The organism is Paenibacillus sp. 01L418 (genome assembly GCF_056400045.1).
Genome location: NZ_JBFTSN010000152.1, coordinates 1 through 13,607, shown reverse-complemented (window position 1 = coordinate 13,607; position 13,607 = coordinate 1). Strand labels below are relative to the sequence as shown.

The following is a 13,607-nucleotide window of genomic DNA, read 5'->3' as shown; positions in this document are numbered from 1 at the left end:
ACGAATGGAAGCTTTTAAAGCGGAATTGGAACAAGCTAATCTTGGCGAAGTTTTGTACAACGAACCGCTATCGAACTATACAACTTGGAAAATCGGCGGTCTCGCTGATATCTTAATCCTCCCTAGTAGCAAAGATGAATTGGTATCGGCGGTACGTTTGGTGCAAAAACATCAAATACCCTGGACTAATTTAGGCAGAGGCTCGAACATGCTGGTAAGTGATAAAGGGATTCGCGGCGTTGTAATAAAACCGCACAGAGGGCTCGATTACTTGCGTTTTGAAGGATCGACAGCAATAGCCGGTGCTTCATATTCTTTAATTAAGCTATCAGTCATGGCTGGGAAACAAGGTCTGACCGGACTTGAATTCGCGGGGGGAATCCCAGGTACGGTAGGCGGAGCCGTTTATATGAATGCTGGCGCGCATGGATCAGATGTGTCACGTATTTTTAAGTCAGCTGATATTGTACTGGAAACAGGAGAATTGGTTCGCTACGATCGTGAGGCTATGAACTTCGCTTACCGCCATTCCATACTTCACGAGCAAAAGGGCATTGTCATTGAAGCCGCCTTTGAGCTGGTAGAAGGGGATAGGCAGGAAGTACTCGCTAGGATGGCCTCCTACAAAGAGAGAAGATTGAGAACGCAGCCTTTGCAGCTTGCCTGTGCAGGCAGCGTATTTCGCAATCCGCCTAATGATTATGCCGCTAGACTCATTCAAGTGGCTGGATTAAAGGGTGAAAGCCTCGGAGGAGCGCAAGTATCGAAGCAGCACGCCAATTTTATTGTGAATACCGGGCAAGCAACAGCTGAAGACGTTCTCGCCCTCATGACTCATATAAAAAGCACTGTTCAGGACCGCTATGGCATCCTGTTGGTGCCGGAAGTATTGGTGGTGGGTGAGCGGTAATTCGGAGGTGATACATTGGACAAATTGGTGATTGAAGGTGGGAAACCTCTCTCAGGAACCATAGTTATCCAAGGAGCGAAAAATGCCGCTTTGCCGATTCTGGCTGCCAGTCTATTGGCCGAAGGCACAACAACGATAGATCATGTGCCTGATTTGCTAGATATCGATGTCATGCTGAACATTTTGCGCGAATTAGGATGCCGCGCCGAGCATACGGGAGGAACTGTGGTGCTGGACACTGAGACTGCACATACATCCCACGTGCCGGAATCGTTAATGAGACAGATGCGATCTTCTATTTTTTTAATGGGGCCTTTGCTTGCTAGATTTGGGGAAACTCAGGTTTATCAACCAGGTGGATGTGCAATCGGTGAGCGGAAAATTGATCTTCATTTAGAAGGTCTTCAGGCTCTGGGTGCAGAAATAGAAGAATTGGGTAACCGGATCATATGCCGTGCCGAGAAACTAAGGGGAGCGGATATTCACTTAAGCTTTCCAAGTGTCGGCGCAACAGAAAATATTATGATGGCCGCTGCTTTGGCAGAAGGCCGAACCACAATAAGCAATGCTGCAAGGGAACCGGAAATTCAAGACTTGCAAGGCTTTTTAAATGCAATGGGCGCTAAAATAATGGGAGCCGGAACCGACACGATAACGATAGATGGGGTACAGTCGCTAACACCTTGTCGTTATAAAGTGATTCCGGATCGTATTGTAGCAGGGACCATCATGGTAGCCGCCGCTGCAACACGCGGTCAAGTCACGCTCCAAAATACGCAGCCAGCCCATTTATCTTCCTTGATTCATGTTCTGCGCCGGGCAGGTGTTCAAATTGTTGTCGACGATGATATAATTAAAGTTGGCAGTGCAACAAGGCCTAGAGCGGTTGAAAGAATCGTAACCTCTCCATACCCGGCTTTTCCTACCGATTTGCAGTCTCAGGTTATGGTGCTGCTTACGCTTGCAGATGGTGTGAGCGTATTGAAAGAAACGATTTTTGAAGGCAGATTAAAGCATGTGGATGAACTGTCACGTATGGGTGCAGACATTCGCGTAGACATGAATGCGGCATTCATTCGCGGCGTGCCAAGGCTTTATGGAGCGACGGTGGAAGCAACGGATTTGAGAGCGGGTGCCGCCCTTGTCATAGCTGGTTTAGCAGCGCAAGGAAGGACGGTCGTTGAGCAAATTCATCACATCGATCGAGGCTACGAAAAAATCGAAACGATGCTGTCTAGGCTGGGTGCGCGGATTTCGCGTTATTCGCCAGTGCCTAATAACTAATACTATGCGCATGAGCTGCAAGATAGAAACAGCCGGTACCCTTTTGATGCTAAGCGAAGGCTGACGCGGAGAGGTTAACCGGATGTTTTTTGGGGAAAGAAGGGACAAGTTATGAGTGCACAGATGCCAGTACTTAAGGAACCACCGAAAAAAAGAATGGGCAGTCGGAAGCTGTTAACCATACTTATATTATTGTTTGTGGCGCTTTTGGCTGTATTATTTTTTAATTCCTCTATTAGCAAAATATCAGAAATCCAAATTGAAGGAACTAGATTCGTAACCAGAGAAGAAATAGGCAAGGCAGCTGCTATTTTGGTTGGCGATGCTTTTTTTCGAACTTCGTCTTCTACTATAGAAGATAGAATTGTCACATTGCCACAAATTAAAGGGGCTAAGGTTACGAAGGTATTTCCAGGTGTGGTGAAGATTCATGTAGAGGAGTTTCCTGTTGTTGCATTCGAGCTTTCCAAGCAAGGGGAAATGACAGCGTTATTGACAAATGGAACGACAGTTGAGGCTGACAGCGATGAAATGCAGCTTGTGGACAAGCCTGTATTGTCAGGCTGGGCAGATGGAGATCCCGTAAAAGCACAGCTCACGAAGCAGCTTGCAAAAATATCGACGAAGCAGCTCTCCGACCTGTCTGAGATTTTACCATTTCCGTCAACCGCTTATCCCGATCGGATTCTGATGTACACTCGCACAAAATTTGAAGTGGTAACAGCGGTGTCGGTTCTTCCAGAGAAGATTGAAGCGTTGAATGCAGTAATCGAGACCCAAGAGCCAGGTAAGATCACGATGCTTCTGGCGGATACATATGTGCCTTTCGTAAGTGAGAGTCCAGAAAATATAGATTCTGAGTAAAATTATACTACTCAATAGTCTGAAAGAATGGTAGAATTTTATTTATGCATTAATACTCGATTAAGCTGGATAAACATAGGAAATATAGAGAATCGCAAGGGGCGGTGCTCGACACAAAGCGAGAAACATCGAAAAATTTGTTGAAAAAAGAGGGAAAATAATAAAAGCGTTGAATATGTAGGAAGACCTTAACATGTGGTAAAATAATTAATTATTTGAAACGGAGGTGCCGCAAGATGAGCAGCAACGACATCATCGTCAGTTTGGACATCGGTACATCCAAAGTTCGTGCTATTATTGGTGAAGTGAATAATGGAGCCATTAATATTATTGGAGTTGGATCTGCCGACTCAGAGGGTATTCGCAAAGGAGCAATAGTAGATATTGACCAGACTGTGCAATCGATCCGTAATGCCGTAGAGCATGCGGAGCGCATGGTAGGCATTCAAATATCAGACGTATATGTTGGTATTCAAGGCAATCATATTGCTTTGCAAACCAATAGAGGCGTCGTTGCAGTATCCAATGAGGACCGTGAAATTGGTGAAGAAGATATTGAACGAGTATTACAAGCTGCTAAAGTAGTGGCGCTCCCTCCAGAGCGTGAAATCATTAACTTGGTTCCAAAGCAGTATCTAGTAGACGGCTTGGAAGGTATTTCCGATCCGCGCGGTATGATTGGCGTTCGCCTTGAGGTTGAGGCGACGATCGTCACGGGGACGAAGACTGCTATACATAACCTTATGCGTTGTGTAGAGAAAGCAGGCCTTCGTATTTCTGGTGTCATTTTGTTATCACTCGCTTCAGGCGTGGTTTCGCTCACCAAAGATGAGAAATCGATAGGGACTGTTCTTACTGACATAGGAGCAGGATCATGTACGATTGCCATTTATGATCAAGGCGGCCTAGCTGCTACGTCAACGCTTCCAATTGGTGGCGAATATGTAACAAATGATATAGCTTATGGCTTGCGCACACAAAGTGAGCAAGCTGAGAAAATCAAACTTAAATATGGCTGTTCAAATGTAATGGATGCAGCTGAAGATGTGAAGTTTAAAGTAGCACGAATGGGCAGCAATGTGGAAAAAGAGTTTTCACAGGTTGATCTTGCTAGTATTATCGAGCCTCGCATGCAAGAGATTTTCCATTTAGTTCRTCAAGAGGTACGTCGACTTGGTTATGGCGACAAGGTTAACGGTTATGTGTTGACCGGTGGCACTGTATCGATGCCAGGAACACTCGCTTTGGCCCAGGCAGAGCTTGAGTCTTCCGTCCGAATTGCACTCCCTGATTATATTGGTGTAAGAGACCCGGCGTATAGCAGCGGCGTTGGCATGATTCAATATGTGTCAAAATATATGGGAGCTCGCGGAACTGGAGCAGTGAAGAAAACGGCAAGCCGCAAAGCAAGTCCAACACCTTCTACTAAACCCGGTATGTTCGAGCGGATTAAAAGTATGTTTAATGAATTTATTTGAGGATTTAAGATAATATAAGTTTCACCTTATATACGATACTTATATTTTACTGCGAAACGTTGCTGTGCCGTCTCATAGATGTTATCAGCAGTTTACGCTYGACTGGGGGAAAATGAAAGATGTTGGAATTCGACTTTGAGCTTGAGCAGCTTGCTCAAATAAAAGTAATAGGTGTTGGCGGTGGCGGTAGCAATGCCGTTAACCGAATGATAGAGAATGGTGTTAAAGGCGTTGAGTTTATTACGGTAAACACCGACGCTCAGGCGCTGCATTTGGCTAAATCCGAGCATAAGCTGCAAATCGGCGATAAGCTGACGCGTGGACTTGGTGCGGGTGCCAATCCTGATGTAGGCAGCAAGGCTGCAGAGGAATCTCGCGAAATTATTATGAACCAGCTTAAAGGCTCGGACATGGTATTCGTGACAGCAGGAATGGGCGGCGGTACGGGAACGGGAGCAGCTCCGGTTATTGCCGAAATCGCTCGCGAATGCGGCGCACTCACTGTAGGGGTTGTTACTCGGCCTTTTACCTTTGAAGGACGCAAGCGTGCTGGACAAGCTGAGCTTGGGATTGAAGCGCTCAAAGAAAAAGTAGATACGCTTATCGTCATTCCTAATGACCGTTTGCTTGAGATTGTAGACAAAAAGACACCAATGCTGGAAGCTTTCCGTGAAGCGGATAACGTGCTCCGTCAAGCCGTTCAAGGCATCTCAGACCTTATTCAAGTACCAGGCCTAATCAACCTTGACTTTGCAGACGTAAAAACGATTATGACAGAACGCGGCTCCGCTTTGATGGGTATCGGTATTGCTACTGGCGAGAACCGTGCTGCTGAAGCAGCGAGAAAAGCGATTATGAGCCCGCTGCTTGAAACGTCAATTGACGGCGCTCGCGGCGTTATTATGAACATTACTGGCGGCAGCAACCTTTCACTCTATGAAGTGAATGAAGCAGCTGAAATTGTCATTTCAGCATCTGATCCAGATGTGAACATGATCTTTGGTGCGATCATCGATGAAGATCTGAAGGACGAAATTAAAGTAACCGTTATAGCAACGGGCTTCGAGCACAAGTCACCAGCTGCTCGTCGTGTTCCACAACAGCAGCCAGAAGCGGTTGATACAAGGCAACAGGGCAGCTCCAATGCAGTTAAGCCTTTTGGAGCTAACAACACTTCAAGCGACCAGCTTGAAATTCCAGCATTTTTGCGCAATCGCCCTCGCAACGATCGCTAAAACTTTTTGTACTAAGCCTCGCCATTATGGTGAGGCTTTTTTTATTTGTTTGATTGTACGTTGATCGAGAAAAGGGGAAAAGCAGCTGTAAGCACGCATATACATTTACAGCATGAAAGTAACCATGATTAGCTGCCAATAAGCACCTATATGTTCTTACAACCAATGCTTGGCGAATGAGCAAGCTAGAGAAGTCGCTGTAATAACATATAGGTTCTTACAGCATGAAAGAAACCATGGTTAGCTGCCAATAAGCACCTATATGTTCTTACAGCCTACTATTTGCGAATGAGCAAGGTAAATAAGGCGCTGTAAGAACCTATATGTTCTTACAGCATGAAAGAAACCATGGTTAGCTGCCAATAAGCGCCTATACGTTCTTACAGCCTACTACTTGCGAATGAGCAAGGTAGATAAGCCTCTGTAAGCACGTATAGTTTCTTACAGCATGAAAGAAACCATGGTTAGCTGCCAATAAGCACCTATACGTTCTTACAGCCTACAATTTGCGAGTGAGCAAGGTAGATAAGCCTCTGTAAGCACATATAAGTTCTTACAGCATGAAAGAAACCATGGTTAGCTGCCAATAAGCGCCTATACGTTCTTACAGCCTACTATTTGCGAATGAGCAAGGTAGATAAGCCTCTGTAAGCACGTATAGGTTCTTACAGCATGAAAGAAACCATGGTTAGCTGCCAATAAGCACATAAATGTTCTTACAAACAATGCTTGGTGAATGAGCAAGGTAGATAAGCCGCTGTAAGAACACATAGGTTCTTACAGCATGAAAGAAGCCTTAGTTTGCTGCCAATAAGCGCCTATACGTTCTTACAGCCTACTATTTGCGAATGAGCAAGGGTGAGAAGCTGCATATCGTAAATGCAAACAACCCTCTAATGTACCAGTTAAAGTGAGGTGAATAAAAGAGTATGCAGCTGCTCTTGGTTTACTTTGTAGCATCGAATTCTCTGGGTGCCATTTCCTGCGGGCAACAAGGCTTGATTGAGAACCATACGGTGAAGCAGTTTTTGAGCTTCGCGTTTTTTGATTTTTAGAAGATCGATTACATCAGTGGGCCGGATAGGATGCTGTAGTTGAGAAGCATAACGTAATACTTCCAACTCCAAGAATGCATCAGCGCTTGTATCTTTTTTATTGCCAATTAAGCTCCTACCCATAAATTGTTGGAGAAGTTGTTGGCACATTCGCGGTTTTTCTTTTAGGTCATCATAGGAGAAACGCAATATTTTCCAACCGTCGAGCACAAGGTGGTTTTGACGCATTAATGAATCTGAAAACTGCCAGCGAGTGATTTCTGAGGAATGAGTGCGAAATCCATCAATTTCGATCGCTAGCCGCAAGCCTGATTTTATATAAGCAAAGTCTAAAAAACGAGTGCCGTCTCGAAAATCAGCAATCTCAAACTCTGGAATAAGTCCCTCAAGTTGATGGAAGGCAGGATACCATACCTTTTCTAAAAAAAATTTTTCAGCATGTCCATGTCCTTGCTCCAGCCTCCGTCTATTTTCTCCACTACTCTTTTTTAGATGAAGTTCCAGCCAACATTCATATACCGATTGAAACGACAAATTTATCATCCTCCTCCGGAAAATAAAAAAAACCGCATACTGCGGGAGAGATCTCCCGAGTAAGCGGTGTGCTTCACTGCTTCTATCTATTTAGAATGATAATCTAATTGTCAATGTGGAACAAGTATCCATTCCAAATTTTTTGTGTTTTTAAAAAAAACGGCCAGATTAATTAGTCGAAAATTATTTTAGCAATGACAAGTGATGGCGGGAACCTCAAAAAGAAACAAAAAGGTAGATTCAGCCTGACATAGGAGTGATCCCTCACAGGAGCAGCCCTAGGTTAATGAACGGTTAGCAAAATAGGACGAGCTAAAGATATAAGCCTCTGCAAAAATAAACATAAAAGACTTGCCGTTTTTTATACTCCTACTCGACAAAAAAAGATACGTCATGCCGTCATGAATAGACAGACTTTGAAATAGGATTTTAATATACTAGTGTCAATCGTTCTCCCGGGTGCCGGCTGCAGGCCGTTTACCGCCAGTTGCAGGAAGGTGACCGAAGTGGCTGTTTATGTTGATGTTATGTTTTTGCGAGAGCTGCTCGTTGACGGTGCTATTCTATTAACTACTGCTTGGGCACGTCATCTTAAACCGAAGCCTTGGCGAGTATTATTGGCTTCTGCTGTCGGAGCTTGTTATGTCGTTTTAATGCTTTTTCCACAATTATCTTTTTTATTCACATTTGCAGTTAAGGTTGCTACGTCGTTATTGATTTTATGGATTGCTTTTGGCTTTGCCTCGATTCAGCACTATATGAGGAATGTTGCAGCGTTTTATGCGGTTAACTTTGTGGCTGCTGGAGCTGTGCTTGGACTTTATTATTTGTTCATGCAAGGGTCCCGTGAGGTTTGGAAAACGATGATGTTCGTAAACGGAAACATGCGTGTGGAGCTTAAGATGGGATTGTTTTATTTGATTGCTGCGTTATGCATCGGATTGTATATATACCGTGCCGTATTGACGCAAAAAAGAGAAAGGGAGCTGGTGCAAACTCATTTGGCAGAAGTGAAAATTATGATTGGAGAACGTATACAAACCTGCATAGGCCTGATCGACACCGGCAATCAGCTTTATGATCCACTTACACGGACACCGGTCATGGTAATGGAGGCATCCTTGTGGCAAGATGATTTACCTGAATCGTGGTTGAATAGCATACGAGATGCACAAGTGGATCGTCTTGTAGCGGGAATGGATGAGCACACCTTTGTTTGGCAAGATCGACTTCGTCTTGTACCATTCAGAGGTGTCAATCGAGGGTCACAGTTCATGCTAGCGATAAAGCCGGATGCGGTTGAAATTACTAGGGAAGGACAAGTTTTTGAAACGCGGAAGGTGCTTATCGGGCTTGACGGCGGTAAGTTAACGTCTGATGGGGCATATCGAGCCATTATCCATCCGTCTATGGTACAACAGTAACGAACGTATGCTCATACAAACGAGGAGGGATGGGCCAGATGCTCGTCAAGTACAAACTGATCCTTCAGTTATATTATTATCGTGTCATGTTTTTATTCGGATTAAAAAGTGAAGAAATTTATTATATTGGTGGCAGTGAGGCATTACCGCCTCCCCTAACACGTGAAGAGGAAGAATATTTGCTGGAAAAACTGCCTACCGGCGATACGGCTATTCGCGCAATGCTAATCGAACGTAATTTAAGGCTAGTCGTATACATCGCTCGTAAGTTTGAGAATACCGGCATTCATATTGAAGATCTCGTATCAATTGGCGCGATCGGTCTAATTAAGGCGGTTAACACGTTTGATCCTGAGAAAAAGATTAAGCTGGCCACCTACGCCTCGCGTTGTATTGAAAATGAAATATTGATGTACCTGCGCCGCAATAGTAAGACGCGCACCGAAGTGTCCTTTGATGAACCGCTTAACATCGACTGGGATGGAAATGAACTGCTTCTATCGGATGTTCTCGGAACGGAGAATGATACGATTTACCGTAACATTGAAGAGCAGGTAGATCGCAAGCTGCTTCACAAAGCGCTTGATAAATTGTCAGAGCGTGAACGGATTATTATGGAGCTTCGCTTCGGTCTTGCCGACGGCGAGGAAAAAACACAAAAGGATGTTGCTGATCTTCTTGGCATTTCACAGTCCTATATTTCACGCCTTGAGAAGCGAATTATTAAAAGGCTTCGTAAAGAATTTAACAAAATGGTTTAGATCCCGCATCCTGCTTGCAGTTGTCGAACGATGTCGCAATAGGAATAAAAAGGACTCCTGAGGAGATAATGTACATTAATGTTTCTCCTTGGGAGGTAATCACGTTGACCCGAAATAAAGTCGAGATCTGTGGAGTGGATACCGCGAAACTGCCTGTCCTTAATAATGTCGAAATGAGAGAATTGTTTACGGCATTACAAACCCGTAATGAGTGGGCAGCAAGAGAGAAATTAGTTAACGGTAATCTGCGGCTAGTGCTTAGCGTTATACAACGGTTTAACAATAGGGGAGAGTTTGTAGACGACTTATTCCAGGTCGGATGCATTGGACTTATGAAGGCGATAGATAATTTCGACCTTAGCCAAAATGTCAAATTTTCCACCTATGCCGTACCGATGATTATCGGGGAAATACGCCGTTACTTGCGTGACAACAACCCTATACGCGTATCACGCAGCTTGAGAGACATTGCCTACAAGGCGCTTCAAGTTAGGGATAGCTTGACGAACAAAAATTCACGCGAACCGACGATTTTTGAAATATCGGAAGCTTTAAACGTTCCGAAGGAAGATGTCGTATTCGCACTGGACGCCATTCAAGATCCAGTTTCATTGTTTGAACCGATCTACCATGACGGCGGCGATCCTATTTATKTTATGGACCAAATTAGTGACGAACGAAACAAAGACGTATCGTGGATCGAGGAAATCGCGCTTCGGGAAGCTATGCATAAGCTGAACGACCGTGAAAAAATGATTTTGTCGATGCGCTTTTTCGAAGGCAAGACGCAAATGGAGGTAGCCGATGAAATCGGCATCTCACAGGCACAGGTATCTCGTTTGGAAAAGTCGGCTATTCAGCAAATGCAAAAGCATGTAAAAACATAAAAAAACGGTGCCGAGAGGCACCGTTTTTTTGTTTATGTGATTTATTGAAGGGGACTAACCAATGATCATCAACCAAAAAGATAAGAAACTGATGATCAGACAAAGCGGAGAGTAAACATACGTATCCATTCGTGCAAAATGCGTGTTTCGAATCGTTTTGAATAACCCGACTGCACGAAACTCACCAACTGCTCTAGCCAAAAAAACAATAGCAAGTGCCCAGGCTGCAATGGAGGGCAGCGATGCTGGTCCGATGACAGGGATAATATCAACAAACATCAGAATGAATGCGGCGCCCGCAAAGAAAAGTACTGCAACAGCTGCAGTTCCAATCGGACGAGGTTTAAAAAGAGGCTGAGATGTGTAATTTTTTGTCGGGACAGCAATGGAGATTCCATGCCGACCGCCAAACACCCAATATATATGTATTACGCCGATGACGAACAACACCGCACTAATGAGCGCTGCTAATAACGATTGCATCACATATCCTCCGTGTCATGTATGGTTTTTTTCAATAAACAGCATGAGCAGGTCAATCTGCTTCTGGGTTTCTTCCGGATTGAGAGTACGATGTTTATTTCGTTCGTACCATCCCAAGTAATAACTGTATAAGAGTTCAGATGTATTCTTTGCCTCATCTTCTAATAATTCGCACGCTATGAGCAAGTCGCTCATATAATCCAAGCGCTGCTGCTCAATTTGCTGAAGCAGCTCGGCATACACAGGCGATGTCGTTCCTAATTTTCGGAAGTGATAAATAAAATCTTTTCCTTCTATCGTGCTGAACATGACGCTGAGCAGCTGGTGTGCCTTTTGCTTCGGTTCTAATGAATCATGCTGCTGAATATGAGCGATGATTGATGTGGTTGTTTGTTCATGCCAGTAATGAATAATACGATCCACATACAAAATACGATTTTTAAAATACCAATAAAAGCTGGTTTTACTGCTGTTTAACTGCTTAGCGAGCTGTTCGATAACGAGAGCTTCGACACCCCCTTCAGCAAATTTTTGCAGTCCAAGCTTGATCCAATCGAGTTCCGTTGCGACGATTTTTGGCATGATATGCTCCTTATTTGATCCTTTGATATTCTTTTATTGTACGCTATCGTACATAAAAATCAAATTTTGAAATAAGAGGCTCCTTTTCTTGATAAGAAGGACATTTTGGGCGATTTCCACATATAGTTATAGGAGAGACAAACGGGTGATCACTCTACTTGAAAAGTGGTGAGCGGAAATGAAAATATCTGATTTTCAAACAAAGGACGTTATTAATATTGTGGACGGAAAAAAGCTAGGTCAAATAACGGATTTGGAGCTTGATCTACGGCAAGGTCGGATCGATTCTATTGTGGTGCCGCAGTATACTAAGTTTTTGGGGATGTTTGGCGGTGGCGGCACGGAAGTCGTTATTCCGTGGCGCAATATTGTGAAAATTGGGGCAGATGTTGTGCTCGTTCGAATGGATGACACGAAACAGCTTCGTTCCGAGGAAGAAGATTTGCACGCTCGCTCATAAAACGCTAAACTGTGACTATACCAGCAAAGCAGATTTGCTTTGCAAACCTTACCAAATGCTTACGAAGTAGGTTTGCTTCGCAAACCTAAGGTGATGCTTACGAAGTAGGTTTGCTCTGCAAACCTTTAAATAGAGGTGAACAAATGGAAGCTTTTAAACATAATCAATCAGCGAAGGGACCTTCGCTTTTTTTATTGTCTGAATGGGAATCACGTTATGATCGTTTGAACGCAGGGTTTACAGGACGTCAAGGCGGGGTTAGCGAAGGCCACTTTTCATCGTTAAACATGGGCTTGCACGTCAAGGATCAAGATGCCGCAGTTATATCGAACAGGCGATTGCTGACCGATGCTATCGGCTGGCCTTTTGAAGCATGGACTTGTGCTGAACAGGTGCATGGGAACCGGGTATGGCAAGTGACTGAAGCAGATAAAGGCAAGGGTAGAAATAGTCTGGACGATGTGCTGAGGGATTGTGATGCTATCATGACTAACGTCCCTGGGGTGCTGCTGACTTCTTTTTACGCAGATTGTGTCCCATTGTATTTCTATGATCCAGAGCATGATGCGGTGGCGCTTGCCCATGCCGGTTGGAAGGGAACCGTCCAGCAGATCGCTATTGAAACGGTACGAGCAATGGAGCAAGCATATGGAACCGACCCTAAAGCGCTTGTGGCAGCGATAGGGCCTTCTATAGGAGGCTGCTGCTATGAGGTGGATGGTCCAGTCATTGAGCAAGTACAGGCGCTTTTGACTGATCTGAGCTTGACGCAAGAAGAAGCGGAATCAATGCTTAAGCAAAGCGAGGATGGCAAAGCGAACTTAGACTTGAAAGAAATAAACCGACAGATTATGATAAAAGCAGGAATTTTGCCGATACGTATCGAATTAACAGAGTGGTGCACTGGATGCAGACGGGATTTATTTTTTTCTCATCGCAAAGAAGGTGGCTTAACCGGCCGAATGGCCAGTTGGATCGGCATTCGGGAGAGGTGAAACATGTCATTCACATTAGAGAATAGAATTGAGCTTGTGGAAGAGCGAATTAAGAAAGCTTGCGAGCGTGCCGGGCGCAGCAGAGATGAAGTTCAAATTATTGCTGTTACGAAATATGTTTCTTTAGATACTACGAAGGCTGCCCTAGGGCAAGGCTTGCTTCATTTGGGTGAAAATCGTTGGCAGGACGCGCAGGCGAAGTGGGAAGCGATAAGCGGCAGTGACGATCTAGCAGCAGAGGATCAGCCTATCTGGCATTTTATCGGTTCATTGCAAACGAATAAGGTGAAGGACGTCATTGGGAAGTTTACATACATGCATTCGTTGGACAGGCTATCGCTTGCTGAAGCCATAAATAAGCGTGCTTCCCAGCTAGGAATTATCGTTCCTTGCTTTATTCAAGTAAATGTATCTGGGGAAGATTCCAAGCAAGGCATTAATCCAGACGAGCTCTTTCCCTTTGTGGAGCAGCTTGCTAAGTTTAATTCGATCAAGCCAATTGGTTTGATGACGATGGCTCCTTATGAAGCCGAACCAGAGCAAACGAGACCCGTCTTTAGAGCTTTGCGAGAGCTGAGGGATGAATTAGAGCGGCGCTCGGAACATCCAAACACCATCACCCAGTTATCAATGGGCATGTCGAATGATTTTGAGG

14 protein-coding genes are annotated in these 13,607 nt (G+C 44.5%); 11 read left to right on the top strand and 3 right to left on the bottom strand.

Annotated elements, in window-relative coordinates; translation table 11 throughout:
* Nucleotides 1-4: 4 nt before the first annotated feature.
* The 5 genes from murB (at nucleotide 5) to ftsZ (ending at nucleotide 5,771) form a co-directional block, all read left to right on the top strand.
* A complete protein-coding gene (gene murB / locus AC1DSE_RS18445) occupies nucleotides 5-910 on the top strand; it encodes a UDP-N-acetylmuramate dehydrogenase (protein ID WP_477528005.1) in 906 nt (301 codons plus the stop codon).
* 15 nt (nucleotides 911-925) lie between these two features.
* Complete coding sequence (gene murA, locus AC1DSE_RS18440) at nucleotides 926-2,194, top strand: UDP-N-acetylglucosamine 1-carboxyvinyltransferase (protein ID WP_076268162.1); 1,269 nt, start codon at nucleotides 926-928, stop codon at nucleotides 2,192-2,194.
* Between the two features lie 111 nt (nucleotides 2,195-2,305).
* Nucleotides 2,306-3,058: a cell division protein FtsQ/DivIB gene (locus AC1DSE_RS18435; RefSeq protein WP_339208722.1), complete on the top strand. Its 753-nt coding sequence runs from the start codon at nucleotides 2,306-2,308 to the stop codon at nucleotides 3,056-3,058.
* Between the two features lie 236 nt (nucleotides 3,059-3,294).
* Nucleotides 3,295-4,536, top strand: coding sequence for a cell division protein FtsA (gene ftsA / locus AC1DSE_RS18430; protein WP_477528004.1), 1,242 nt, complete (start codon nucleotides 3,295-3,297; stop codon nucleotides 4,534-4,536).
* A 119-nt stretch (nucleotides 4,537-4,655) separates the two neighbouring features.
* Nucleotides 4,656-5,771: a cell division protein FtsZ gene (ftsZ, locus tag AC1DSE_RS18425; protein ID WP_441882996.1), complete on the top strand. Its 1,116-nt coding sequence runs from the start codon at nucleotides 4,656-4,658 to the stop codon at nucleotides 5,769-5,771.
* A 905-nt stretch (nucleotides 5,772-6,676) separates the two neighbouring features.
* On the opposite strand, the gene AC1DSE_RS18420 is transcribed toward ftsZ, so the two are convergent.
* Entirely contained in the window at nucleotides 6,677-7,360 is a 684-nt protein-coding gene (locus AC1DSE_RS18420) for a DNA-binding response regulator (RefSeq protein WP_477510083.1), read from the bottom strand.
* A gap of 440 nt (nucleotides 7,361-7,800) precedes the next feature.
* On the opposite strand from AC1DSE_RS18420, the gene spoIIGA reads away from it, so the two are divergent.
* The 3 genes from spoIIGA (at nucleotide 7,801) to sigG (ending at nucleotide 10,432) form a co-directional block, all read left to right on the top strand.
* Nucleotides 7,801-8,784 carry a sigma-E processing peptidase SpoIIGA gene (gene spoIIGA, locus AC1DSE_RS18415; protein ID WP_339208726.1) on the top strand — a complete coding sequence of 328 codons (984 nt, stop codon included), beginning with the start codon at nucleotides 7,801-7,803 and terminating at the stop codon, nucleotides 8,782-8,784.
* Nucleotides 8,785-8,822: 38 nt separating this feature from the next.
* Nucleotides 8,823-9,545: an RNA polymerase sporulation sigma factor SigE gene (sigE, locus tag AC1DSE_RS18410; protein WP_054027973.1), complete on the top strand. Its 723-nt coding sequence runs from the start codon at nucleotides 8,823-8,825 to the stop codon at nucleotides 9,543-9,545.
* Nucleotides 9,546-9,649: 104 nt separating this feature from the next.
* Nucleotides 9,650-10,432, top strand: a complete 783-nt coding sequence (gene sigG, locus AC1DSE_RS18405) for an RNA polymerase sporulation sigma factor SigG (RefSeq protein WP_477528003.1) — start codon at nucleotides 9,650-9,652, stop codon at nucleotides 10,430-10,432.
* Nucleotides 10,433-10,486: 54 nt separating this feature from the next.
* Here sigG and AC1DSE_RS18400 read toward each other — a convergent pair whose 3' ends face one another.
* Complete coding sequence (locus AC1DSE_RS18400) at nucleotides 10,487-10,915, bottom strand: DUF3995 domain-containing protein (RefSeq protein WP_441883001.1); 429 nt, start codon at nucleotides 10,913-10,915, stop codon at nucleotides 10,487-10,489.
* A gap of 15 nt (nucleotides 10,916-10,930) precedes the next feature.
* Complete coding sequence (locus AC1DSE_RS18395; protein WP_441883003.1) at nucleotides 10,931-11,497, bottom strand: TetR/AcrR family transcriptional regulator; 567 nt, start codon at nucleotides 11,495-11,497, stop codon at nucleotides 10,931-10,933.
* A 178-nt stretch (nucleotides 11,498-11,675) separates the two neighbouring features.
* Between AC1DSE_RS18395 and AC1DSE_RS18390 the strand changes: the two genes are divergently transcribed.
* From AC1DSE_RS18390 to AC1DSE_RS18380, 3 genes are all read left to right on the top strand, one after another.
* Complete coding sequence (locus AC1DSE_RS18390; RefSeq protein WP_076268170.1) at nucleotides 11,676-11,957, top strand: YlmC/YmxH family sporulation protein; 282 nt, start codon at nucleotides 11,676-11,678, stop codon at nucleotides 11,955-11,957.
* A 143-nt stretch (nucleotides 11,958-12,100) separates the two neighbouring features.
* Nucleotides 12,101-12,952 carry a peptidoglycan editing factor PgeF gene (gene pgeF, locus AC1DSE_RS18385; protein WP_477528002.1) on the top strand — a complete coding sequence of 284 codons (852 nt, stop codon included), beginning with the start codon at nucleotides 12,101-12,103 and terminating at the stop codon, nucleotides 12,950-12,952.
* Nucleotides 12,953-12,955: 3 nt separating this feature from the next.
* Nucleotides 12,956-13,607: YggS family pyridoxal phosphate-dependent enzyme (locus tag AC1DSE_RS18380; RefSeq protein ID WP_477528001.1), on the top strand; the 652-nt coding region annotated here is incomplete at its 3' end.